The sequence below is a fragment of the Bradyrhizobium algeriense genome (assembly GCF_036924595.1).
GTDB classification, from domain to species: Bacteria; Pseudomonadota; Alphaproteobacteria; order Rhizobiales; family Xanthobacteraceae; genus Bradyrhizobium; species Bradyrhizobium algeriense.
Genome location: NZ_JAZHRV010000001.1, coordinates 6334684 through 6359008, shown reverse-complemented (window position 1 = coordinate 6359008; position 24325 = coordinate 6334684). Strand labels below are relative to the sequence as shown.

Below are 24325 nucleotides of genomic sequence, written 5' to 3'. Positions count from 1 at the left end.
GTCGAAGGGCTAGGCAATGCGGATCACTTCGTGACGGGACGCGTTCGAGATGGCCAGTGGACTTTCAACCCGCAGCGCAGCGGTGCTGCTCGCCGGTGTCGTGCTGGCGTGGGGAACCAACTGGCCGGTGACCAAGATGATCGTGCAGGACGTGCCGCCATTATGGGCGACGGCACTGCGCTGCATGATCGCCGCCGCGATGCTGGCGCCGATGTTGTGGGCGCAGGGGCAATTCATCGTTCCGAAGCGCGGCGACCTGCCGGTGGTATTCTGCACCTCGATCCTGCATCTGGTGGCGTTTTCGGCGCTGGTCGCGGCCGGTCTGCAGTTCGTGCCGGCGGGCAGGGCGATCGTGCTCGGCTACACCACGCCGCTATGGGTAGCGATCGGCGCAGCCATGTTGCTGTCGGAGCCCATCACGCGAAGGCGCGCCATCGGTATCGGCTGCGGCCTGGCGGGGCTTGCGGTCATCTTCAACCCGCAGACGCTGAACTCGGGCGACCGCGACGCGCTGTTCGGCAGCGGCCTGATTCTGCTCGCAGCGTTCTGCTGGGCCGGCAACATCGTCTACGTCCGGGCGCATAAATGGATTTCGACGCCCTTCCAACTCGTGTTCTGGCAGGTATTGCTGGCGGCCGCGCTGCTTTCGGCCATTGCCTGGATCACCGAAGGCGCGCCGCACATCGTGTGGACCGCGCGTCTTTCCGCCCTGATGCTCTATAGCGGAATCGTCTGCACGGCGTTCGCCAACTGGGCGATGACGATGGTGAACCGGAGCCTGCCCGCCGTCACCACGTCGCTGTGCCTGCTGGCGACGCCGCTGCTCGGAATCATCAGCGCGACCGTGATGCTGAACGAGCCGCTCGAGCCGTCGCTGTTTCTGGCGATGGCGCTGATAATCGGCGGCATCGCGCTCGGCACCGTCGCGGGCGGGTGGCCGCGAGCGACGATGCGCGTCAAGCCATCGTCCTAATTCGCCACGAAATACCAGTCCTTGTCGTAGTAGACGAGTTGGCTCGGCGGTTTGTCCTCGAACTCGAAGAATTTTTTGGCATCGCCGCCCGGCGGCACGTGCAGGAAGCCGGTGAAATAGCGTTTCAGGCCTCGCGAGGTCAGAAACAGCACGTAGGTGCCTTCGTCCGTCTCGTCGACGACGATGTCGTTACCGCCTGCGGAAACGTTGGGTTCGCGGGCGCCGAGCGCGATCAGGTTCTTGTTGTAGGAGACGTTGGGCTTCAGTTCGCCGGCCTCGACCTGCGCCACGATCCGTTCGCGGACCTGCCGGTGCCAGCGGAAATTCTGCTCGAGGGCGATCTTGTGCAGCGGTGCGTAGGCGAGAATGGCGAGAGTCAGCGCGCAGATCAGGAAAGGGAGGGCGAATTTCGCGCCGCCCGAGCGGATCTTCAAAAGCAGCGTCGCCGACCACACGATGCCGCCGAAGAACACGAGCGCTACCAGCGGCACGACGACGAGCAGGACGAAGCCGGACGGCCAGTCCGCCATCGACAGCTCGAATGTCGCGACCGACAGCGTGAAGGCTGAAATCGCGATGGCCGCCACCAGCGCGGCGCGAACCGACGGCCCGGTCGTGGCCGTTGTCGTCTGAGGCATCGCTGCGGCCATGCCGGGCTGTTCCGCTCCGCTGTTCGCTAAAGGTTCCGGCCCGTGCCCTTGCGAGGCTTAACGCGCCGTTAACCATATCGGCCCCAACAATAGCCCCAGAGGATGGTCGGCCGCCATGGCCGGCCGGACGGCAAATCGAAGGGGTAAAGGAATGGATCTCGATCAATATCTTGCTGCCAAAACCCCGGCGACCCTCCACGAGATCACCCGGCGGGTGATGTTTGCGCTCGATCGGCATCCGCTGTGCCGCGGTATCGAATTCGAGGTCGTCAGCCTGCCCCGCAGCCGCAAGAGCAACTGGACCGTCACCCTGCAGGCGATCGAGGCCGACGCCCTGTGGGAGGCGTCCGATATCGTTGCTGACATCCAGGAGGCCTACGAATTGGCCGCGGTGGCCTGATTCCGGCTGTTTCGGGACGATTTCCCCCGCTTTTTGATCGCGTTACGGCGCCGATTGGCATCGTAACGCCTCAATTGTCATCCAGTTTTCGACAAAAGGGCCAGACGTCGGCGGGAATGGAGACCTTTTTGACCAAAACGATGACCATCGTTGCGCTGATCTGCTTTCTCGTGGTCGGCGCTGCCGCCACGGCCATTCTCGGCCGCGACAGCGTACCTGCGGCGTCGCCCCAGCTGGCTGCCGCTTCCACGGCTGCCGTCCAGGCGCCGGTTTCGAACAGGGCCAACAAGAAGGACCGGCTGGCTGTCGTGACCTATGCGGTGGCCGCCTATGAGCCGCCGCAGACCACCGCGGCGCTGAGCGATTCGTTGCGCCAGGCCTATGCCTCGACCGGCCCCGCCGATACCGGGCTGCCGAAGGAAGTCGCGCCTGCCGCGCCGATGGCGCCCGCCGCATCATCGCCTGTGGCGCCGCCGAAGCCCAAGGCCGTTGCCAAGCCGCAGCCGCAACCCCAGAAGAACTACGCGCTCCTGAGCGACGTCCAGATCGCCGGAATCAAGGATCGCCTGAAACTGTCCGCGTCGCAGGAATCCTACTGGCCGCCGGTGGAGAGCGCGCTGCGCGCCGTCGCCCGCAAGATTCATGCGGGCCGGCAGGCCAACCCGACCGCTGCGGGCGTGCCGATCGATCCCGAATCCGCAGAAGTCCAGCAGTTGAAATCGGCGGCGATGCCGCTGCTGTTCCAGTTGCGTGAAGACCAGAAGAGCGAAGTCCGCTCGCTCGCCCGCATCATCGGCCTGGAAAAAGTCGCCGCGATGATTTGAGCGGCGAACACTGCGATTGCAGCGCCGCCAGTTCCAATTCCCTCACGCTGCCGTGCAGGAACATCGGCCCATGCCACGCGTTGCCCGCGTGGATTGAGGGAGTCGAGCCATGCGGATATCGACGGCTTATTTTGCCGGCGCGGGAACCGTGATCGTGGCAGTCGCCGCCGGTCTCGGTGGTGGCTATCTGGCTGCCAACATTACCAGCCCGCCCTTGCAGACGGTGTCCAAGCTGGAACGGAGGATGTCGGCGGAGCCGATACACGTCTCGACGGCGCCAGCGGAGCCGGTGCCGCACGTCGCGGCGACGACGAATACCGCTTCCGCGCCGCCACAGGAACAGCCGCAAGCGCAGCAGCCGCAGCAACAGCAGCCGCAAACGCAGCCACAGCTGCAAACACCACAGCCGCAGCCGCAGACAGAGGCGGCAGCGCTATCAGCCAATAACGCGCACGCCGAAGAGAAGACGGCCGACAACCTAGCGGCCGCGCAGCCCGTACAATCGCCGCCGCAACCTGCAAAACCTGCCGAACAGGCCGACGAAAAGACCGCCGCGCCTCGCGACGCCTTCGCCAGGAACCGCGATGCCGACATCAAACGCGCGGACGCCGAAAAGCGGCGCGCCGAGCGGCGCCAGCGCTGGGCCGACAAGCGCCGCTTCCAGCAACCGCGCGAGCAGGAGCTCGAGGCGGTCGAAGGGAGCGTACGCGAAGTGACCGAGCCGCGGCGGATCAGGATCCGGGAAGAAGGCGAGCCGAGAGAGATGTTCGCCGCGCCGGCGAGAGGCGAAATGCCCCGGATCCGGCTGTTCGATCAGGATGACTGATTGTTTTCCGGCGTTCGTCGCTACCTCTTGGGAGCGTGATGACTTTGAAACGTTATCGCGCTCCAACTTATATTTGAGCCCGATCTCCGGGCAATCGCTACGCGTTGGCGAACACCGGTGACGACTTTTCCAGATGCGGCATTATCCGCCGTGCGATTCCACCACCTTGCGGCAGCCATCCGACAGCTTCGGCTTGTTCGCGCGCAGGCAGGCATTCATCTGCGGCGGCTTGCCGATATGTTCGGCGCAGAATTTTCCGGCATCCGAGCGGCAGGCCATCTGCTCCTGCGGGGTGGGTCCGGATTGCGCTTGAGCCAGCGAGCCGGCGGCGAGCGACAGGATCAGCGCGGCGACTGCTGTGGCAGGGACGTGGATTGATTTCATCGTGGATCACCTTTGGACGGGAATCTGAGGGTTGAAAGCGCGCGGAAGCTCGTCGAGGTTGCGCCCCTGGTCCATGCCATGTTCATGGCGTCGGAAATCGGCCCGCAACTCCCGCGCGCACGCTCACACCATTTTCATGGGATGTTGCCGCGCGCATCAATGGACCATGTACATCTCGCGTCGGCTGCGGTGACCGATCGGCACATCGCAAAGAGCTGCACGCCCAATTTTCGGAGATGACACATGTTGAAGAAGACAGGTTGGCTGAGCGCTGGTCTGACGCTAGCGGCGTTCTCGGCCGTGGCTTCGTTCGCGCCGGGCGGTGTGGGTTCGGCCCAGGCCGCGGTGGTTTACTGCAAGACGGTCGGCGTGCCGAAGGGCTGCGTGGTACGGCCGACGCCGGTTGCGGCAGCGGTGGTCGCTACACCGGTCGTCGGCGTCGCCCGTGTCGGCGTCGGTGCTCCCGGCGTCGGCGTTCGTCCCGGCACCCCCATGAACCGCGGTGGCCCGGTCAATCGCGTCGGCCGTCGCTGAGGTAAAAAGCTAACCAGCAACGCCGTCGCTGTCGGGAAAGCGGTGAGGCAATGTCAGTCTCACGCGCGTGCCTTGATGGCTCTCTTGATCAGTCCCTTGGGCGCAGGAGCTCAGTTCCAGCTCCGCGCCACAGCGCGCAGCGCGGCTTCGCATGTTGCGCAAGCCGCGCGCCGCTTTTATCGCGCCTGCGGCCGCTCCATCCGATGTGATCTCAAAACCCTGGCCGTCGTCCTCGACGGTGATGCAGCCGCGGTCGAGGCCATCGGCGCCTGCGAGCGTTTCGATTCTTACCGTGATACGCCGCGCATTGGCATGCTTGACCGCATTGGTCACGGCCTCATCCAGCAGCCGCACGATCTGGATCACATGCCACGGCCGCAGTTCGGGATGCACCGGCAGGCCTTGCGCCGTGACCGCGCGCCAGTCGAGCGCGATGTCATGCGGACGCAGCTGCGCCGTGGCGCGCTCGCGCCACGAGCCCAGCGCCAGCATCAGATCGCCGCCGATGTCGTCCATCGAGTCGATGACGAGACGCAGATCCTTCAGCGCGGCGCGCGCCGCATCGCCGATTCCCGCGCTGCCATTACCGCGCTCGCTCAAGGCCACGATGCTGACGAGCTGGCCGCCGAGCCCGTCATGCAGGTCGCGCATCAGCCGCGTGCGCTCCCGCGCCAGCGCCGCAGCACGGGCGCGCTCCTCCTCGCGGACGAAACTGGCCTTCAGCTTTTCCTCGGCATCGCGCACCTGGGTGACGAGGTGGCCGGCAAAACCGTCAACCTCGTTCAGCGCGCGGGCGAACCGCCAGGTCAGCCCCGCGCCGATCGCAACCAGCATCGCTGAGTAGGACAGCCGCGCGGTGAAGATGCGATTGGGCATCATCTGGAATACCGAGAGCAGGTCGACAACCCAGCAGGTCAGCATGATCGTGACCGCGCAGCCGAGCAGGAGGCTGGCGACATTCCGCCGCTCCAGCATCGAGCGGGCGGTGACAACAGCTATGATGAGAAGGGATACGCCAACCATCGGCACGGCGAGATACAGGAACAGCGCGCGCACCATCGCCTGATTTCCGAACAGTCCGGCTAGCGCCAGCAGCACGCCGGGAATGAAAATGATCCAGCCGTAGCGCTGCCATTTCCAGCCCGAGAACAACAGCGCAAATGTCAGCACCAGCCCGCTTTCAATCGGCGCCGAAGAAATCAGGATCACGTTGAGTCGGGAAAACGGCGTCTCGCCCATCGGCGTTTGCAGGAACGCCTGCCCGACACCCACCGCCATCGCCGCGGCCAGAACGCCATAGGCCGGCTCATGGCGCCGCATCACCCACATGATGCCGAGAATGACCGCGAGGATCGCCTGCCAGGACGAGAACACCACCGGCAGGGTGACAAAGATCAAAGTTCTCAGATCATAGGTCGGACGCAACAATTCGTCCGGGCCGACCCAGATGCGATCGAGGAAGCCGGTAATCGGGCCCCAGATGAACAGCCGGATTGCAATCGCGTTGTCGCCGTCGCGCAGCACTGACGCCGGGATCACCGCAATCGCCGGCGTGTTGCGGTCGGGGCGGTTGGCGGCGGGATCGCGCCGGCTGTCGAGGATCACCACGTCGTTGACGCTGACCTCGACGCCGTTGGTGAAGCGCGGCAGGAACACCGACCAGGCGCGCGCTTCCCCGGCCGGGCGGACGAATTGTCCGCTGAAGCGGGGCGGATCGTTCATCGCATTCCGCAACGAGGAGAAATACGGCAGCGTCACCGCGCGCTCGACACGTGCTTCGGTGAGGTTGAACGCCGTGACCTGATACTGGGCGGGAGGTCCGGGAAGCGACTGCAGCAGCGCCAGGACGCAGGCGCCGGCGATCATCGCCTGCAGCAGGAGGTACTGGATCAGACGCGACGACTGCAGCCGCCGCCGTTCGCGGGCGGGCAGTTGTTCCGCCGTCGCGTCCTCGTCGTGGTCGTTCACAACTTTATCAAGCCTTGCTGGACCGCCTCGAACACCGCTTCGCCCCGGGTATGAACCTCGAGCTTGCGATAGATGTTCTTGATATGCCCGGGCACGGTCTGGCGCGACAGGCCGAGATGGCTGGCGATCTCGGCGTAGCTGAAGCCCTTGGCGATACCCCAGAGGATATCGATCTCGCGCGGCGTCAGCTTGGCGGTGTTGAGCGCAGGGCCGGGCGGCGGCTCGGGCGTGTTCTGGGTCCGCCGCACGATGAAGCGCGCGATCGAGGCCGAGATCGGCGAGTGCCCGGCGACGAGATCGCGCACGGTGGCGGCGATATCGGTCGGGAAGGCGTCCTTGAGCAGATAGCCGGTCGCGCCGACGGTGATCGCGGAGATCACGCTTTCCTCATCGCCGAGGATCGAGATCACCATGATCTCGGTGTCGGGAAAGCGCTGCCGTGTTTCGCGGATCAGATCGACGCCGTGGCCATCGGGCAATTGAAGATCGGTCAGCAGCACCCTTGGTGCGCCTTGCGCGAGACAGGCGCGGGCTTCCGTGAGCGTGCCGGCGGCCCTGACCTGATATCCGGCCTTGGTCAGCGCGTCCTGCAGCCGCCAAAGCGTCGGCGCGTCGTCCTCGACCAGCACGACCGTGATGGCCTCCACCTTCGGCTCATCGTTCAATGAATTCATCTGAAAACTCCGGCCGCCTGTCCCTGCGGCCCTTGGCCAAGTGTAACGCCGCGGCGGCTTTTTGCGACACCCATGTTCATGGGGCGGGAGTTTTACGAGATTCGGGGGAGGCACGGCGGGCGGAAAAGGCCTATACGATTGCCTCCCAACGAGGCCGCCGAAATGCCGAAAGCTCCCAAAAACGCTCCGCCAGACCCGCACGCTTCCGAAGCAGGTCTTGCCGTCACGCCCGGCGACGTCACATCAGCGGCGGCTGCGATTCGCGGTTCCGTCATGGTCACCGAATGCGACCAGAGCCGGACGCTGAGCGAGATCTGCGGCTGCAACCTCTGGCTCAAATTCGAGAACCTGCAGTTCACCTCGACCTTCAAGGAGCGCGGCGCGCTCAATCGGCTGCTGGCGCTGTCGCCGGACGAACGACAGCGCGGCGTGATCGCGATGTCGGCCGGCAATCATGCGCAGGGCGTGGCCTATCACGCACATAGGCTTGGCATTCCCGCCGCGATCGTGATGCCGATAGGCACCCCGATGGTGAAGATCGAGAACACCAGGCGTCATGGCGCGGAGATCATCATCTCCGGCAAGACGCTGGAGGAGGCTGCCGAGTTCGCGCGCGCGCATGGCAAGGCGAAAAACCTGACCATGATCCATCCCTATGACGATCCGCAGGTCATTGCGGGGCAGGGCACCATCGCGCTCGAAATGCTCGCTTCGGTGCCGCAGCTCGATACGCTGGTCGTTCCGATCGGCGGCGGCGGACTGATTTCCGGCATGGCGGTCGCAGCCAAATCGCTGAAGCCGGAGTTGCAGATCATAGGCGTGCAGGCCGAGCTCTATCCCTCGATGTATAACGCCATCAAGGGCGAGAGCCTGCCGATGCGCGGCGACACGCTCGCCGAAGGCATTGCCGTCAAGACCCCAGGTCGGATCACCACCGAAATCATCCGCCGTCTCGTCGACGACATCATTCTCGTCACCGAGGATCAGATCGAGCGTGCGGTGGCGATGCTGATCGCGATCGAAAAGACGGTGGTCGAGGGCGCGGGCGCCGCAGGCCTCGCCGCGGTGCAGGCCGCGCCGGAGCGTTTTTCCGGGCGCAATGTCGGCCTCGTGCTCACCGGCGGCAACATCGACACGCGGCTGATTGCCTCGGTGCTGACGCGCGAACTCGCGCGCGAAGGGCGGCTGACGCAGATCGCCATCGATATCGTCGATAGGCCCGGCCAGTTGGCATCGGTCTCGGCTCTATTGGCCGAAGCCGGCGCCAACATCATCGAGGTCTCGCATCAGCGCACGTTCTCCGACCTGCCCGCCAAGGGCACCCTGCTCGAAGTCGTGATCGAAACGCGCGACCGCGCGCATCTGGACGACGTGATGAAACGGCTCGGCGAGGCCGGCTATACCGCATGGTTGCCGGGGCGGCGGTAGGTGCAGCATTTCGAGCGAAGCAGATGCCGGTTCGCGTAAAGAAAACCGTTCCGGATCGATCGAAGGCCGGCCAGTGCAGCTATAGAATGGCGCCAAATGGCTTCGAAAGTCCGAAAGATCGACAAAGCGGTCGATTGACCTCAGTAAGTGACTGGCGGGACGTACCGCCCAAGCGAGAACTCGTAGAACAGCGCCGCCTGATCGACCTGCCGCAAGGCGGTACTGAATCCGGGGTCGATAACTGGAGCATTGGCTGTCAGGACGGTCACAAATATTCGATAAATGTTAACCCAGACGCGCAGGGCTCAGTCTGCACTCGAGACACATTCACCCGAAGTGCTGAATAGCGCCTGTTCTTTCAGCGCGCAGCGATACCGCCTTCAGATACCATCAGCTACGCCTTCACGCCCTCGTGTGCGCTGACATTTCACAGCGCCTGTTGTGAATTTGAGGTAGACTGAGGGTCCTGGTGCTCTGCCGAAGAATCTGACCAGGAGGCACCCATGAACGTTGCGGCTTGGCTGCACGGTCTGGGGCTGGGGCAATATGAGAAGGCGTTCCGCGAGAACGACATTGACGCCGCTGTCCTTGCCCGCCTGACCGCCGACGATCTGATCGGTATTGGCGTCACCTCGGTCGGCCATCGCCGCAAACTGCTTACTGCGATCGCGGAGTTGCGTGACGGGATGACGTCGACGCCTCCTCCTGCCCCGAGCGCACCGGCCTCAGTATCGGGGCGGGCTTCGCCGCTGCCGGAGGCTGAGAGGCGGCAGGTGACAGTGCTGTTCGCTGACATCGCCGGCTACACGAAGCTCTCCGACGAACTCGACGCTGAGGAAGTCCACGCCCTGCTCGGAAGCTTCTTCGATCTTGCCGACGCAAGCGTCGTCGATCACGGCGGGACTGTTGACAAGCACATCGGTGATTGCGTGATGGCGGTCTTCGGTGCCCCGGTGGCATATGGCAACGACCCTGAGCGATGCGTCCGGGCTGCCCTTGATATCGGGAGCCGCATGCCCCTGGTCGCGGCCGATCTCGGCCGCACTATTGGCGTGCACATCGGCATTGCCAGTGGCGAGGTTATGGCCAGCGGCACCGGCAGCGCGCGTCACGTTGAATACACTGTCACCGGCGAGTCCGTGAATCTGGCCTCACGCCTGAAGGATAAGGCCGCCGCGGGCGAGATCTTCATTTCGGATTCAGTCTACCGGGCGCTCGCCGAACGGGTCGACTGCTCCGAGGTCGGTGAGCTTGCCATCAAAGGGCTCGCAAAGCCGGTCAGGGCGTGGCGACTGCGCGCCTTTCGTGAGCCGGCCCGCGCAGCCCGCCAAGCCTTTGTTGGACGGACCCGCGAACTGCGGCAGCTCGAAGCGGCGCTGGCCCAGTGCCGTGACACGAGACGCGGCCGTGCCATCTACATCCGCGGGGAGGCCGGCATCGGCAAAACCCGCCTGCTCGAGCAGTTCCAGGCGAAGGCTGAAGGGGAAAACTTTGCCTGTCACAGCGCGCTGGTGCTCGACTTCGGAATGGGCTCCGGTCAGGACGCAATCCGCTCGCTGGTCCGCAGCCTGCTCGGTCTGACGGACGAAAGCAGCCGGGAAGAGATCGGCGCAGCGGCTGAGAAGGCCCGCAACGATGGCATGCTTGCTGACGAGCGGCGGGTGTATCTGAACGACCTCCTGAACCTGCCGCAATCAACCGAGCTGCGTACGCTCTATGATGCGATGGACAACGCGGCCCGTGACCGGGGCAAGCGAGCCACCGTCGCCGAGCTCGTCACCCGCGCGAGCGGCCGTCGTCCTCGGCTGCTGGCGATTGAGGATCTGCACTGGGCTGACCAGACCACACTCGATCACCTAGCGAGCCTTGCCGAGACAGTCCTTGGGTGTCCCGCGCTTTTGGTCCTGACCTCGCGAATTGAGCGCGACCCGGTCCATGAGCTCTGGCGCCCAACGATTGCCGGTGAGCCGATCCTGACGATCGACCTCGGCTCGCTCCAGCCGCGCGAGGCAAACCAGCTCGCCGGGGCCTATCTTGACGCACTCGGCGAACTCGCCCAGCGCTGCATCGAACGGGCCGCTGGCAATCCGCTGTTTCTGGAGCAACTGTTGCGGCATGCCGAGGAGAGCGCCGATGGCGGCGTCCCGGGATCGATTCGGAGTTTGGTACAGGCGCGCCTGGATCGACTCGCGATGCCCGACAAGCGGGCGCTGCAAGCAGCCTCCATTCTCGGCCAGCGTTTTACTGCCGAAGCGTTGGCAGCTCTGCTCGATCAACCCGGGTGGAATTGCGCTGACTTGATGCGGCATCGCCTGGTGCGCCCGCAGGGCGATCACTTCCTCTTTGCCCACGCGCTGATCCAGGAGGGCGTCTACGACACGCTGCTCAGGAGCCGCCGCCGCGAGTTGCACCGGCGGGCGGCAGAATGGTTCAGGAGCCGTGACCTGACGTTGTGCGCACAGCACCTCGACCGGGCCGACGACGAGTACGCTCCTCGGGCCTACCTGGAAGCGGCACGCGCGCAAGCAGCGGAGTACCGCACCGAACGGGCCCTGCGTCTTGTCGAACGCGGGCTGGTCCTGGCCAGGAAGCGGACCGATGTGAGTGCACTATCGCTGCTCCGGGGTGAGATCCTGCATGACCTCGGTTCGATCTCGGAATCGATTGCTGCTTTTGAACAAGCCCTCGCAGTCGCCGATGTTGACATCGAGCGGTGTCGAGCCTGGCTTGGGCTCGCTGCCGGCCTGCGTGTGACGGATCGTTTCAACGAGGCCTTTACGATGCTGGACAAGGCCGCGACGGCGGCGGCTACCGACGACCTTGCCGCGGAGCGCGCACGGATCCACCACCTGCGGGGCAATCTCTGCTTCCCGCTCGGAAGGCTCGTCGAGTGCCTGCAGGAGCATGAGCGGGCGCTCGACTGCGCCCAAAGAGCTCGTTCGCCAGAGATGCAGGCGCGCGCGCTTGGCGGGCTGGGTGATGCGGAATACGCACGCGGCCGTATGGCCAGCGCCCATCGGCACTTCAGCCGGTGCGCGGAGCTGTCGCGCGCGTCCGGCGCCGGCCGTATCGAAGTCGCTAATCTCAGTATGGTTGCCCACACTCAGGTGTACCTCAACGATTTCTCCGGCGCGCTCGCGACCGCCCAAATGGCGGTCGAGTTGGCGGCGCGGGTTGGGCATCAACGGGCGGAAATTATCGCCCACAACGCGGCGTGCAACGTGTTTCGCACGAACGGGGAGTTTGCACGTATGAGGATGCCTGCCGAGCGGGCGCTGATGCTCGCTCGGCAGCTCGGCGCCAAGAGATTTGAGGCGATCAGCCTCAATGATCTGGCCATGGTCGCTCGTGCCGAGGCGAGCAGCACGAAAGCGATGGACCTGCTGTACCGTGCCTTGGCGATCAGCCGGGAGACCGGGGTCAGCTTTGCGGGCCCGTGGATCCTCGGCCACCTTGCGATCACGACTGAGGATCCGATCGAACGTCAAACGGCGCTGACGGAAGGCGAGGAGATTCTCCGCAAAGGCGCGGTGAGCCACAATCATTTGTGGTTCTTCCGGTACGCGATCGATGCTTCGCTGGACTCTCAGGATTGGGACGGAGCGGAGCACTATAGCGCGGCGCTTGAGGACTATACGCGGCCAGAACCGTTACCCTGGGCCAGCTTCTTCGTCCGATATGGACGCGCCATTGGTTCACGTGGTCGGTGCCGGCCCGGACAGGAGACGGCTTGCAAGCTTGGCGAGCTGTTGGCCGAGGCCGAGCGCGCCGGCATCGGTCCGGCGCTTGGGCCATTGCTGCGTCAAGGCACCAGCCCCCCTCGGCGACAAGAAACGTGATGTGAATGTAGACGGAGTTTTTTTAGCGGAGATCCGCTCCGCATCAAGGAACGCCATTTCTGCGATGACGTTCGCGGGCTCTCTCCCGGTCTATTGAGCGACCGCCGGGAGCCCAACAATGGGAGTAACCTCAGGCCCAACTGGCCGATCATTGCGTAGAACAGGAGGAGATCATGCAAGCCATCGCCACTGAAACCTTTATCGGCAGTATGCGTGGCCCGGTCATCAGGCAAACGGATGCCGATTATGACGGTGTGCGGAGCCTCTACAACGGGATGATCGATAAGAGTCCCGTGATGATTGCGCGATGCACCGACGTCGCTGACGTTGTCACTGCGGTCAATTTTGCAAGGCAGAACGATCTCAAGGTGGCGATCCGCGGAGGCGGGCACAACGGGCCGGGCCTTGGTAGTGTCGACGACGGGCTGATGATCGACATGTCGCTGATGAAAGGCGTGCGGGTCGATCCCACCGCCTGCACTGTCCGCGCCGGTCCCGGCTGCACGCAGGGCGACGTCGACCACGCCACCCACATATACGGGCTCGCCGTGCCGGCCGGCATCGTCTCGACGACCGGTATCGCCGGCCTCACGCTCGGCGGCGGCACCGGATACCTGACCCGCAAGCATGGCCTCACCATCGACAATCTTCTCGAGGCGGATGTCGTGCTCGCCGACGGTCGCATTGTCACCGCCAATAAGTCTGAGAATGCTGACCTCTACTGGGGGCTGCGCGGCGGCGGCGGCAATTTCGGCATCGTCACGAGCTTCCTGTTCCAGGCTCATCCGGTCAACTTGGTCTATGCCGGTCCAGTCTTCTGGGATCTCGAAAATGCCCGGACCGTCATGCAGAAGTACAGGGATTTCCTGCCTGGCGCTCCCGAGGAGCTCGGGGCCTTTGTAGGTCTGAAGACTGTTCCACCGGTGGACCCGTTCCCAGCAGAGCATCAGGGCAAGCGCGCCTGCGCCATCATCGCATGCTACACTGGCCCAACAGAAGACGGCCAAGCGGTCATGGCCAAGTTGCTCGGTGAACTGCCCGCGCCGCTTTTCAACTGGATGGGCGAAATGCCCTATCCGGCTCTCCAGTCTATGTTCGATCCGTTCTTCCCGAAGGGCTTGCAATGGTACTGGCGTGGCGATTTCGTGAAAGAACTGACCGACGAAGCAATTGATGCTCATATCGCCCAGGCACAGAAACTGCCGAGCACGCTCTCGCTCATGCATCTTTATCCGATCGACGGCGCTGTCCGTCGCGTGGGCAAGAGCGACACCGCCTGGAACACGCGCGACGCGACCTGGTCGATGGTCATCGCCGGAATCGATCCCAATCCGCAAAAGGCGGGCGAAATCACGCGCTGGACCAAGGGCTATTGGGAGGCCGTGCACCCTTACTCGGCTGAAGGCTGCTATGTGAATTTCATGATGGACGATGGGGACGCCAACAGGCTCAAGGCCACCTATGGCGACAACTACGACCGCCTTGTCGCATTGAAAGCCAAGTACGACCCGACAAACTTCTTCAGCATCAACCAGAACATCAGGCCGCTCAACTCGTAGAGGAACAAGTCTGCCGCGCGGTTCAATCGCGCCAAGGAATCTTATCGGAGCGTTCTTTCGCTTCATGGAACGAAGGAGCGCTCAGGGGTTTGCCAAACCATCATTACGCGATGCATCCAGAGTCCACCGCAGCCAGCAAGTATCGCTGAGCGGCACCTCTCCGTTGCTATCCGACGCGATTGCGTTGCTCGATGTTGGCCGCCGGTCCCCCCGCGCGCACGTTGCGGGCGCCTGATGGATGCGCTTGTGAGCCCGCCATGCTTTTCCACGGACCAATAGTTTCGACGATGATATTTATTCCGGCCACCGCGCTGTCGATTTGACGCTGCACGCTTTCGACCTCGGACTTCAGGAATTCCTGCATTTTCTGGAGTTCAGAAGCCAGCTTGTGAAGTTCGTCCATCGAATTTGAGGTCAACCGGGCGACGGACGCGTTGAATCGCTCGGTGGTGATCTCCAACGGACCAGCGGGATTCGATTTCTCTTTGCCGGGTTGTGTCGCCAGCGTCTCCTCCGGCGGAGGCGTTTTCTCGTCGGGTGCGGCAGACGTTGGGGTATCCATCAGCTCCTCCCTTCGTGCCCCCCGGCTCGCTGCAATAGTCGTCATTGAGTCGTTGGGCGATTTGGTGGCGCGGCGGTGGCGATCCATGGCCAGGCTCGAGTTTCCGGTTTACCCCGGTTAAACTTCGATCATATGGCACTGAGAACGCTGCGCCCCTAATTCACCAGCCGCACCTCGCCTGTGTCGCTGACATCATAGCCGCCGAGTTCGGTGGCACGGTCGCGGAAGCCCGCCTCGCGCATGAAGTCGAACAGCGCCTGCGGCCCCTTCATGAAATAGTCGCGCTGCCTCATCACGAGGTCGAAGCGTTCCCAGGCGAGCGGCAGGAAATCGAGCCCGGCCGATTTCGCTACGCTTCGCGTGGCGATCCCGCAATCGATGCGGCCGGCGCGGATCGCCTGGGCGATGTCGGGGCCGGTCGGAAAGGCAGGCTTTGCCAGTTTCAAATCGTCGAGCGCAATGCCGCCGCGCGCCAGTAGCGCGAGCAGCAGCAGTTGCGCGCCGGCGCCGGCGGGACGTTGCGCCATGCGCGCGCGCGACGTGGCGATCGAGGCCATGTCGCTCAAGCCCAGCGGATTGCCCGGCGCAACGAGAATGCCTTGCTCACGCCGTGCAAAACTCAGCACCACCGCATCGTGCAATCCCGGCGCATCGGTGACCGCGTCAAGATTAGCCGTTTCGTCATCGCCATCGAGCCGGTGCAGATGGATGGCAGCGACCATCACCTCGGCCTGCGTCAGCCGCCGCAGGCCTTCCTCGCTGCCTTCGGGCAGGCTGGCGAGGCCGGAATTGCTTTCGCGCAGCGCCCATTCCAGCAGCGGATCATGACTGCCGCCAATGATCGGCGGCGCTGCCACCTGCGCCAGCGCCGCGGGCGCGATCAGGCCGGCGGACACCCAGCGGTCCAGCGCGGTGCGCGGAAACAGCCAGCGTCCGGTCACCTTGCTGCAAGGCACGGCGCGCTCGGCCACCAGCTCGTAGAGCTTGCGCTCCGAGAGCCGCAGATACTCGGCTGCCTCGTCAGTGGTGAGCAGTTCCGGCATAGGCACCTATATGCATATGAGTGCAGATGTTACGATAATTGACCATATTGATCCTATCTGCGCAAGATGTCTGCCGAACGGAATTTCCATGCCCAGCGACGCAACAGCCCTTCACCTCGTGCTCAGTGGCGATCCCGCGCTGTTCGCCATCGTGCGGCTGTCGCTCTATGTGAGCCTGTCAGCGGTGGTGCTGGCCGCGCTGATCGGCATTCCCCTGGGCGCCTGGATTGCGCTGACGAAATTCCCCGGGCGCCAGGGCCTCATCGTCCTGCTCAACGCCCTGATGGGTCTGCCGCCGGTCGTCGTCGGCCTTGCGGTCTATCTGATGCTGTCGCGCTCCGGGCCGCTCGGCGCGTTCGGCCTGTTGTTCACGGCGGGCGCGATGATCATCGCGCAGACCGTGCTGGTCACCCCGATCATCGCCGCGCTGACGCGCCAGACCATCGAGGATCTCTGGATCGAATACCGCGACGAACTCACCGCGATGAATCTCGGCCCCGTTGGCCGCGTCACGGCACTGATCTGGGACGCGCGCTTCAGCCTCGTCACGGCGCTATTGGCCGGCTTCGGCCGTGCGGCGGCGGAGGTCGGCGCCATCATCATCGTCGGCGGCAATATCGAAGGTTTTACCCGCACGATGACGACGGCGATTGCGCTGGAAACTTCCAAGGGCGACCTGCCGCTCGCGGTCGGCCTCGGCCTCGTGCTGATCGCGATCGTGATCGCCGTCAACGCGCTGGCGTGGACTGCCCGTCGTGCCGGCGAACGACTGGCGGGATGACCATGCGCGCGCCCTCGAGCGAACTGCCGATTGAATTCAATGGCGTCACGGTGACGGCAGGTCCCGTCACGATCCTCGACAATATCTCGCTCACTTTGCTCTCGGGCCTGCCGACGGTGCTGATCGGGCCGAACGGCTCGGGCAAATCCACGCTGCTGCGCGTGGCGATGGGGCTGCTCACGCCTTCGCGCGGGCGCATCACCTGGGGCGGCCTGGAACATGTCCCGCCGCTCAAACGCGCGATCGTGTTTCAACGCCCGGCGATGCTCCGCCGCAGCGCCGCCGCCAATATCCGCTTCGCGCTGCGCGCCGCCGGCATCCCGCGCGCGGAGCATGCTCGCCGCACCGGTGAGCTTCTCGAACTGGTCGGCCTCGGCCAACTGGCCGATCGCGCCGCGCGAAGGCTTTCCGGCGGCGAGCAGCAGCGGCTGGCGCTGGCGCGGGCGCTCGCGCGCGATCCCGCGGTGCTGTTCCTGGACGAGCCGACCGCGAGCCTCGATCCGGTAGCCACCAAGGCGGTGGAGGACATCATCCGCGCGGTCAGCGAGCGAAACATCAAGGTCGTGATGGCGACCCACGATCTCGGCGAAGGGCGCCGGCTCGCCGGCGACATCGTCATGCTTCACCGCGGCCGTATCGTGGAAACCGGCGCCGCCGCGTCGTTCTTCGATCGGCCGCAAACCGCCGAGGCCAGGACGTTCCTCGCGGGCGAACTATTGGTTTGATGGGAGAAAACCAATGAACATGCTTAGGCGCCGTTTGATCATGGCGGTGACCGCCAGCTTCGTATTCGCAGGCCACGCCGTCGCACAGGATAAATCGATCGTGGTGGCCTCGACCACCTCGACGCTGGATTCCGGCCTGTTCGGCCACATCCTGCCGATGTTCAAGGCCAAGACCGGCATCGATGTGAAGGTGGTGGCGCAGGGCACCGGACAAGCGCTCGATACCGCGCGCCGCGGCGATGCCGACGTCGTGTTCGTCCACGCCAAACCTGCAGAAGAAAAATTTCTCGCCGAAGGTTTTGGCGTCAAGCGTTACCCCGTGATGTACAATGACTTCATCCTGATCGGCCCGAAGGGCGATCCGGCCGGCATCAAGGGCTCGAAGGACATCGTTGCAGCGCTCACGGCGATCAAGGCCAAGGGCGCCGACTTCATTTCCCGCGGCGACAAGTCCGGCACCCATCAGGCCGAGCTCAACCTCTGGAAGGTCGCCGGCGTCGACATCGCCAAGGACAAGGGCCCCTGGTACAAGGAGATCGGGCAGGGCATGGGCGCGGCGCTCAACACCGCATCCGCCTCCAACGCCTATGTGCTCGCCGATCGCGGTACCTGGCTGTCGTTCAAGAACCGCGGCGATCTCGCCATCGTAATCGAAGGTGACAAGCGGCTGTTCAACCAGTATGGCGTCATGCTGGTAAACCCGGAAAAACATCCGAGCGTCAAGAAGGATCTTGGCCAGCAGTTGATCGACTGGCTGGTGTCGTCGGAGGGCCAGAAGGCGATCGCCGACTACAAGATCAACGGCGAGCAGTTGTTCCATCCCAACGCCAGCGATTCCGGCGCGTGATGCGGGCGCGGCTTTCGGTTACCCTTGCGGCCCTCGCGATCATGATGGCGCCCGCGATGGAGGAAACAATCTTGCTTCACGCCGCCGGCAGCTTCTCTGTTAAAACAGGCCGTCAGCGCAAGGTGAGGGCTCAGTGATGGCATCTCAAGCTTCGGGCGAGATCAAACCGCGCAAGGTGCTGCTTTTCAGCGGCCACATGATCGATAGCCCGACCCGTGAGGAGCCCCGGTTCCCGGCAGACAAGGAGCCGATCGCCGCCAAAGCGATCGAAGATCTGCTCGATCAGATCGCCGTGGAGCGCGGCGATCTGGCGATTTGCGGAGGCGCGTGTGGCGGGGATCTGCTGTTCGCCGAGGCAGCGCTGGCCCGGCAATTGAGCCTTGCGATCTATCTTCCGTTTGAGGAGGACAAGTTTCTTGCGAAATCCGTCGACTTTGCCGATGCGGACTGGCGTTCGCGCTATTTTGCAGCGAAGTCACAGGCCGTATTGCACATCGCGCCCGAAGAGATTGGCCCGCTCCAGGCTGACGAAAATCCCTACGAACGCAACAATGTGTGGATGCTGCAAGTGGCCACGGGATACGGTGCCGAAAAGGTCGATTTTCTCTGCCTGTGGAATGGAGCCGGCGGCGACGGCCCGGGCGGAACCCAGCACCTGATGCAGGAGGTGCAAAAAAAGGGTGGCCGGACCCATTGGCTGGACACGAGGCAACTGTGGTCATGAGGCGGCCGTTGCCTTTGCTCCGTCAGTCCTTCGTCACGAATCGCTGGAATGGCGTCATGTCCACGAACTTCGCGGCATACTCTCGTCCTACAGACTGCATCTCGCCGATGTATTTGATCTGATCCAGCGCCCGGACGTGATCCGGATCGATCTTCTTCAGCCCCAAAGCGTCGAGGCCGCCTCGGCTCACATCGGGATTGTAGCGGGCATACAGGAATTGGCGGCCGCAATCTTCTTCGAGCGGAACGAGGACTCCCTCGAGCGGATCGCCCTGCCGCGGAATCATGTCGCCGATCTCGCGGTCGATCGGCTCGCCGAACACGCAGCGGCCGATAGCGCGGCAATTGATATCCTGGTCGATCGCAGCGCCGCCCATCAGCACGCCGGGAAGGTGCGCGACGTTGGCCGGGATCAATTGTCCGCGCGCGTTGAGGTCACGGCTGACCGCTGCCGCCGCTCCCGTGCCGACCGAAATCAGCATCATGCGGTCCTCCCCGGTAGGCCAGTTCAGCCGGTACTGCGGCAGCGTCGCCATCCGGAACAGCAGGAAGGCCGGGTTATTGTAAGGTGTGACGCCGCCATCGACGAAGAAGAAGGTTTTTGCAGGGTCGTCTTTATCCCACTCGACTATTTCAGGCGGGAAATAGACGGGTGCGGCGGTGCTCGCCCGCACCAGCTGCCACAGCGGAATTTGCAGATTGCTGTCCGGGCGGTCGCGATCGTTGTACCGGGCGAGGGGATTGCTAGAGACGGGCCACGGCGAATCCGTCGTTGCATTTCGCGTGACGACCAACAGCAGCGAACGCAGGTCTTTGGCTCCAAGCGTGCGCTCCCCGAACACGTCGTTCAGTTTCTCGCGCAGCGGATCGGCCTGATAGAAGCTGCGCAGCCGGCCGATCAGGGATGTCTTTTCGAACATCAGCGGTCCCGCCTCGATGTAGAAATCGATCAGTTCCTGAACTGACTTTCCCATCGCGAGGCCGGCCGCGATGATGGCGCCGGTGCTGGTGCCGCCGATATAGTCGAAGAAGTCTCCGAGACGGAATGACGCGCCCTTGCCGGTGGCCGTCGCCAGATCCTGCTCAATCTTGCGCAGGATTTCGAGCGACATCACGCCGCGGATTCCGCCGCCATCGAGCGCCAGCAGCCTGCGCGGTTTTGCGGTCGAAGATTCTGCTTGCCCGTTGAGATCAGCCATTTGTCGCCCCGATTTGCTGTCGTGTTTCGAACCCGTCAAGGCGGCAATAGCTCGCCCAGCTTCTTCAACTGGTCGTTCAGGCTGGACCCCATCCAATTCACGGCGTCGCCATTGCGGCCGGCCTTGATCAGGCGCTGGCGTTCCTTCTCGACAATCTCGGTCTTCAGACTTCCCGCCTCGTCTCTGCGGCCCAACCCGAACAAGGCCTCAACCTTCGTCCCCCCGATCCAGAACAACTCGTCGGCGCTGGCGCCGGGTGCGTCATGCTTCGATCCGGGTTCGGCCGCCGCGGCTGCGGCTTGCAACAGACGGTCGCAGATTTTCAGGACGTCCTTGCGGACCCGTCGCGCGAGAAGCCGATCCACCAAAGCCTCATCGCCCTCGCTGCGGGACGCGCGAACGTCGAGCACGAATGCGTAGTTGATGCCGTTATAATAATCGGTTTTGATGTAGTAGCCTCTCGCATAAGCCCGCACCGCATCATCGAGATCCTCAGGATTTTCCGTCTCATCCCACAGCCGTTTGTGGATGGCGCCCCACAGTCCCACCGTCTCGGCATCGCTCGACGTTTGTGGCGCAAGCGCGTTCAGAATGTTCTTTGCATTGATAAGCGATGTCTTCTTGTCCGGCTGTTGGAACTTGTAGGTCGCGAGCGCCAGTTGCTGGAGGATGTAGGGGTCGTCAGGCTGCATCGCCTTCAGTCGCTTCAGAAGGGCCAGAGGTAGAGCCCAATCGTCAGCCTCCTTGACCTCGTCTTTCGCGGCGCGAAAGCTTACGAGCAGTTCGGCGAAGCTCTTCTGCTCCCGATCCGTGGGCTCAGAGGAGGGCGCGGGCGGCCCCGCGGCGACCATCGCCGGCGCCTTGGGAAGGCTGGCAGGCTGAAGCGAGGGGATGAACAGAAAGACCGGGCTGTCGGGCTCGGGACTGTCCATCAGCACCGTGATCTTTTTTTTCAGTTCTTCCCTGACGCGCATCACCTCCTTGAACCCAATCTCCTTTCCGAGGTGTTCGTATTTCAGGATGCTGAGATGATTGAGGTCGAACGGGAAGCTGAAGTTCTTCTCCGCCAGCACGATCGTCCGCTGTGGGCGGAGCGCGTGACGAACGCCGAGCTCATACACCGCGTTGACGTTGGCCGTGGACAGGTCCGCAATGACCAGATCTGCCGAAAGCAGATTGTCGTACATCGGCTTGTCGATGACGGTGGAATGGATGATCTCGTCCGCGCGAACGCAGGTGTGGCCGGCCTCTTCCACCACCGGCTTGATGATGTCTTCGTAGGTCCTGTTCAGGTTCAGAACACGCTGCGGGTTCGACTGGAAGTCGGTCTTCTCGCCAAAGCCCATAATGACAAAACAGCTACCCATAATATCCTCCGGCCGGCTGGTAAGCGGCACCGCTGGAGTCGTCGGCAATCAATGGTTGCTTATGAAATGATGCACAAGTCTGAACCAGAACGAGTGTGATTGCAAGCTGGAAGCTTCGCGGGTGGATGTGCTGCCGAAGTCAACGCGAACTTCGCGATGGTCAATTGTTCAGAAGAACTGCGTTCAGTTTCATGAACATTCGTTCAGGCGATCTTGGGCTTTATGTCGCACGCCGGAACGTCACGTGCGCCGGCCGGTTAGCCTTCACTCGTTCTACTGGAGTTCGACGATGAAGAAGCTAGCTATCGTGTTTGCCGTTGGTGCCGCCGCCCTGATGGGAGGTTCCGCGGCCTACGCCGCCGACAATGCGGTGAAGTCGAGATCTTCGGCGGATGCCTCCCGGACTGCCACGCAGTCCTCGACCGACATCAGCGCGCAATATCGCTATCGCCACTGGCATGGCCATCACCATCACCACTGGCGCCACCGTCATTACCGGCCGTACTATGGGAGCTACAACTACTATGCCCCGCGCCCTTACGGCTATTACGGTCCCCGCTACTACGGCGGCGGCCCCGGCGTAACCTTCAGCTTCGGCACCGGCGGCTACCGCTGGTAGGAGAGGTTGCAAGAAACGAAAAGCCCGCGAGCGCCGCGGGCTTTTTGTATGCTCGATGGATGACGCCGCGCCATTGATCGATATGGTACCGGCGGCTGGATCGGTGTACGCATGAGATTGGCGCCGTGGCGTCGATCCCCTCCGTTGAAAGCAACCAAAATGAGCGAGCGACTTGAAACGCTGAAGAAAGCCCGTGAGCGCATGATCGAGGACAGGGACATGCATGCGAAGGTGCTGGCCGCTCCCTTCGACCGCGACAAAGCCGAACGGGCCCGCAACAAGTTCATCGAGATTCAGGTGCTGATCGACGCCCTGGACCGCGCGATTGGCGGGGAGGGGGCAGGCTCGCCAACATAATGGCGGCGGTGACAGCGCACTTCATTCGCAGGCGAGCCCGCGAAGGCCTGACGTGTCAATTGAGTGCACCGCCGCCGTAATTTCCATCAGCCGGCTGGCGCCGCGTCACCTTGTCTCGGTTGGATTTGGCAAAAATCGACTTGGTATGAAGGGATGGCCCGTATCCTGCTTTGACAGGTTCGCGCTGACCTGATCCATTTCCATCATCGAGAGTGACCAGGCATTTACCACCAGTGAGAGAGCCGGCCCATGAAAGAGCGGGAACTTCGAGACCTGATTGCAGACGTCAAGACCGGCCGGTTGTCGCGGCGGGCCTTTGTCCAGCGAATGATTGCCGTGGGCCTTTCGGCGCCGATGGCCGGGATGATGCTGAGCCAGTCCGGAGTCGCGATGGCTGCGACCGCGCTTCCCTACAAGCCGACCAAGGCCGGCGGCGGCGGCGTGCTGAAACTGATGTACTGGCAGGCCATCACCCTGCTCAATCCCCATTTCGCCGTCGGCACCAAGGATCAGGAAGGCTGCCGGATCTTTTACGAGCCGCTGGCGGGATGGGATGGCGACGGCAATCTGGTTCCGATCCTCGCCGCCGAAATCCCGAGCAAGGAGAATGACGGCTTGGCCGAGGACGGTCGCTCGGTGGTCTGGAAGCTGAAACGCGGCGTCAAATGGCATGACGGCATGCCGTTCACGGCCGACGATGTCGTTTTCAATTGGGAATATGCCAGAACGCCGGAAAGCGCGGCGGTCTCGATCGCCAGCTACAAGGACGTCACGGTCGAGAAGATCGACGACTTCACCGTCCGCCTTATTTTTGCCAAGCCGACGCCGTTCTGGGCCGATGCCTTTGTCGGCAACTACGGCGCGATCATCCCAAAACATCTGTTCAAGGATTACGTCGGCGCCAAGTCGCGCGAGGCACCGCACAATCTGAAGCCGGTCGGCACCGGCCCTTATCTGTTCGTTGATTTCAAGCCGGGCGACATGCTCCGCGCAAAAATCAATCCCACCTATCACGTCGCCAACCGGCCGCACTTCGATGAGGTGGAGGTCAAAGGCGGCGGCGACGCCGTGTCGGCGGCGCGCGCGGTGCTGCAGACCGGAGAGTACGACTATGCCTGGAACATGCTGGTCGAAGAGGAGATCCTGCAGAAGCTGGAAGCCGCCGGAAAGGGCAGGGTCAACATCACGGTGTCAGGCAATGTCGAATTCATACAGCTCAACTCGACCGATCCCGCGGTCGAGGTCGATGGCGAGCGCGCCAGCATAAAGACCAGGCATCCGCTGTTCAGCGACCCGGCCGTGCGCCAGGCCATCCATCTCCTGATCGATCGCGTGTCGATCGAGAAATTCATCTATGGCCGCACGGCGCGGGCCACTGCGAACTTCCTCAACAACCCGGAACGCTTCCGGTCGAAAAACACCAAGTTCGAATTCAACATCGAGAAGGCCAACCAGATCCTCGAGGCCGCCGGTTGGAAAAAGAGCGGCGACGGCATTCGCGCCAAGGACGGCAAGGCGCTGAAGTTCGTATTCCAGACCTCGATCAATGCGCCCAGGCAGAAGACCCAGGCCATCATCAAGCAGGCGTGCCAGAAGGCGGGCATCGACGTCGAGCTGAAGTCGGTGGTGGGATCGGTGTTCTTCTCCTCCGACACCGCCAATCCCGACACCTACCCGCATTTCTATTGCGACGCGCAGATGTACAACACGACAATGCCGCAGGCCGATCCGCAGCTGTTCATGAACCAGTATGTGTCGTGGCAGGTGGCGAACAAGGAAAACAAGTGGCAGGGGCGCAATGTCTCGCGCTGGCAAAGCAAGGAATACGACGAGGTCTACAAGCAGGCCGAGCAGGAGCTCGACGCCGTGAAGCGCGCGGCGCTGTTTATCAAGCTCAACGACCTCGTCGTGACAGACAACTACATCCAGCCCATCGTCTCGCGGACCCGGGTCGCGGCGCTCGGCAACAAGCTGACCGCGCATATCTCGGGCTGGGACAACGATCTGTGGCAGCTCGCGAGCTGGTACCGGGAGGCGTGAGAG

23 protein-coding genes and 1 pseudogene are annotated in these 24325 nt (G+C 63.2%); 15 read left to right on the top strand and 9 right to left on the bottom strand.

Annotated elements, in window-relative coordinates:
* Window positions 1-49 precede the first annotated feature (49 nt).
* The gene (locus tag V1286_RS30650) at window positions 50-973 is read left to right on the top strand and encodes a DMT family transporter (protein ID WP_334485988.1); all 924 of its coding nucleotides are present in this window, start codon (window positions 50-52) and stop codon (window positions 971-973) included.
* On the opposite strand, the gene V1286_RS30645 is transcribed toward V1286_RS30650, so the two are convergent.
* Window positions 970-1623 (bottom strand): hypothetical protein, encoded by a 654-nt coding sequence (locus V1286_RS30645; RefSeq protein WP_334485985.1) that lies wholly within the window; start codon window positions 1621-1623, stop codon window positions 970-972. The two genes, V1286_RS30650 and V1286_RS30645, sit on opposite strands and share 4 nt — an antisense overlap.
* A 151-nt stretch (window positions 1624-1774) precedes the next feature.
* On the opposite strand from V1286_RS30645, the gene V1286_RS30640 reads away from it, so the two are divergent.
* The 3 genes from V1286_RS30640 to V1286_RS30630 all read left to right on the top strand — a co-directional run bounded on the left by V1286_RS30640 (window position 1775) and on the right by V1286_RS30630 (window position 3673).
* Window positions 1775-2023: a hypothetical protein gene (locus V1286_RS30640; RefSeq protein ID WP_334485983.1), complete on the top strand. Its 249-nt coding sequence runs from the start codon at window positions 1775-1777 to the stop codon at window positions 2021-2023.
* Window positions 2024-2151: 128 nt separating this feature from the next.
* Entirely contained in the window at window positions 2152-2847 is a 696-nt protein-coding gene (locus V1286_RS30635; RefSeq protein WP_334485980.1) for a hypothetical protein, read from the top strand.
* 109 nt (window positions 2848-2956) lie between these two features.
* Window positions 2957-3673: a hypothetical protein gene (locus V1286_RS30630; RefSeq protein WP_334485978.1), complete on the top strand. Its 717-nt coding sequence runs from the start codon at window positions 2957-2959 to the stop codon at window positions 3671-3673.
* Between the two features lie 141 nt (window positions 3674-3814).
* Here V1286_RS30630 and V1286_RS30625 read toward each other — a convergent pair whose 3' ends face one another.
* Entirely contained in the window at window positions 3815-4057 is a 243-nt protein-coding gene (locus tag V1286_RS30625) for a cysteine rich repeat-containing protein (RefSeq protein WP_334485975.1), read from the bottom strand.
* Between the two features lie 243 nt (window positions 4058-4300).
* On the opposite strand from V1286_RS30625, the gene V1286_RS30620 reads away from it, so the two are divergent.
* Window positions 4301-4591 (top strand): hypothetical protein, encoded by a 291-nt coding sequence (locus V1286_RS30620; protein ID WP_334485972.1) that lies wholly within the window; start codon window positions 4301-4303, stop codon window positions 4589-4591.
* Window positions 4592-4600: 9 nt separating this feature from the next.
* On the opposite strand, the gene V1286_RS30615 is transcribed toward V1286_RS30620, so the two are convergent.
* A complete protein-coding gene (locus tag V1286_RS30615) occupies window positions 4601-6559 on the bottom strand; it encodes a sensor histidine kinase (RefSeq protein ID WP_334485970.1) in 1959 nt (652 codons plus the stop codon).
* Window positions 6556-7233, bottom strand: coding sequence for a response regulator (locus V1286_RS30610; RefSeq protein WP_417021197.1), 678 nt, complete (start codon window positions 7231-7233; stop codon window positions 6556-6558). Before V1286_RS30610 ends, V1286_RS30615 begins: the two co-directional genes overlap by 4 nt.
* A gap of 162 nt (window positions 7234-7395) precedes the next feature.
* On the opposite strand from V1286_RS30610, the gene V1286_RS30605 reads away from it, so the two are divergent.
* Window positions 7396-8661, top strand: a complete 1266-nt coding sequence (locus V1286_RS30605) for a threonine ammonia-lyase (protein WP_334485968.1) — start codon at window positions 7396-7398, stop codon at window positions 8659-8661.
* Between the two features lie 48 nt (window positions 8662-8709).
* Here V1286_RS30605 and V1286_RS30600 read toward each other — a convergent pair.
* Window positions 8710-8876 (bottom strand): annotated as a pseudogene (locus V1286_RS30600) (transposase); the annotation flags it as partial.
* A 288-nt stretch (window positions 8877-9164) separates the two neighbouring features.
* Between V1286_RS30600 and V1286_RS30595 the strand changes: the two are divergent.
* Together V1286_RS30595 and V1286_RS30590 are read left to right on the top strand one after the other, a co-directional pair.
* Complete coding sequence (locus tag V1286_RS30595) at window positions 9165-12500, top strand: adenylate/guanylate cyclase domain-containing protein (protein ID WP_334485965.1); 3336 nt, start codon at window positions 9165-9167, stop codon at window positions 12498-12500.
* Between the two features lie 173 nt (window positions 12501-12673).
* Complete coding sequence (locus tag V1286_RS30590) at window positions 12674-14059, top strand: FAD-binding oxidoreductase (RefSeq protein ID WP_334485962.1); 1386 nt, start codon at window positions 12674-12676, stop codon at window positions 14057-14059.
* A gap of 166 nt (window positions 14060-14225) precedes the next feature.
* Here V1286_RS30590 and V1286_RS30585 read toward each other — a convergent pair whose 3' ends face one another.
* Entirely contained in the window at window positions 14226-14621 is a 396-nt protein-coding gene (locus tag V1286_RS30585) for a hypothetical protein (protein WP_334485960.1), read from the bottom strand.
* Between the two features lie 155 nt (window positions 14622-14776).
* Entirely contained in the window at window positions 14777-15664 is an 888-nt protein-coding gene (locus V1286_RS30580; RefSeq protein WP_334485957.1) for a helix-turn-helix transcriptional regulator, read from the bottom strand.
* Window positions 15665-15752: 88 nt separating this feature from the next.
* On the opposite strand from V1286_RS30580, the gene V1286_RS30575 reads away from it, so the two are divergent.
* The 4 genes from V1286_RS30575 to V1286_RS30560 all read left to right on the top strand — a co-directional run bounded on the left by V1286_RS30575 (window position 15753) and on the right by V1286_RS30560 (window position 18741).
* Complete coding sequence (locus V1286_RS30575) at window positions 15753-16445, top strand: ABC transporter permease (protein ID WP_334485955.1); 693 nt, start codon at window positions 15753-15755, stop codon at window positions 16443-16445.
* Between the two features lie 2 nt (window positions 16446-16447).
* A complete protein-coding gene (locus V1286_RS30570; RefSeq protein ID WP_334485954.1) occupies window positions 16448-17170 on the top strand; it encodes an energy-coupling factor ABC transporter ATP-binding protein in 723 nt (240 codons plus the stop codon).
* Window positions 17171-17189: 19 nt separating this feature from the next.
* Window positions 17190-18017, top strand: coding sequence for an ABC transporter substrate-binding protein (locus V1286_RS30565; RefSeq protein ID WP_417021291.1), 828 nt, complete (start codon window positions 17190-17192; stop codon window positions 18015-18017).
* Window positions 18018-18153: 136 nt separating this feature from the next.
* Entirely contained in the window at window positions 18154-18741 is a 588-nt protein-coding gene (locus V1286_RS30560) for a hypothetical protein (protein ID WP_334485952.1), read from the top strand.
* A gap of 22 nt (window positions 18742-18763) precedes the next feature.
* Here V1286_RS30560 and V1286_RS30555 read toward each other — a convergent pair whose 3' ends face one another.
* Complete coding sequence (locus tag V1286_RS30555; RefSeq protein WP_334485950.1) at window positions 18764-19939, bottom strand: patatin-like phospholipase family protein; 1176 nt, start codon at window positions 19937-19939, stop codon at window positions 18764-18766.
* Window positions 19940-19974: 35 nt separating this feature from the next.
* Window positions 19975-21306: a TRAFs-binding domain-containing protein gene (locus V1286_RS30550; RefSeq protein ID WP_334485948.1), complete on the bottom strand. Its 1332-nt coding sequence runs from the start codon at window positions 21304-21306 to the stop codon at window positions 19975-19977.
* A gap of 289 nt (window positions 21307-21595) precedes the next feature.
* On the opposite strand from V1286_RS30550, the gene V1286_RS30545 reads away from it, so the two are divergent.
* From V1286_RS30545 to V1286_RS30535, 3 genes are all read left to right on the top strand, one after another.
* A complete protein-coding gene (locus V1286_RS30545) occupies window positions 21596-21925 on the top strand; it encodes a hypothetical protein (protein WP_334485946.1) in 330 nt (109 codons plus the stop codon).
* A gap of 159 nt (window positions 21926-22084) precedes the next feature.
* The gene (locus V1286_RS30540) at window positions 22085-22282 is read left to right on the top strand and encodes a hypothetical protein (RefSeq protein WP_334485943.1); all 198 of its coding nucleotides are present in this window, start codon (window positions 22085-22087) and stop codon (window positions 22280-22282) included.
* Window positions 22283-22531: 249 nt separating this feature from the next.
* The gene (locus V1286_RS30535; RefSeq protein ID WP_334485940.1) at window positions 22532-24322 is read left to right on the top strand and encodes a peptide ABC transporter substrate-binding protein; all 1791 of its coding nucleotides are present in this window, start codon (window positions 22532-22534) and stop codon (window positions 24320-24322) included.
* Window positions 24323-24325: the final 3 nt, after the last annotated feature.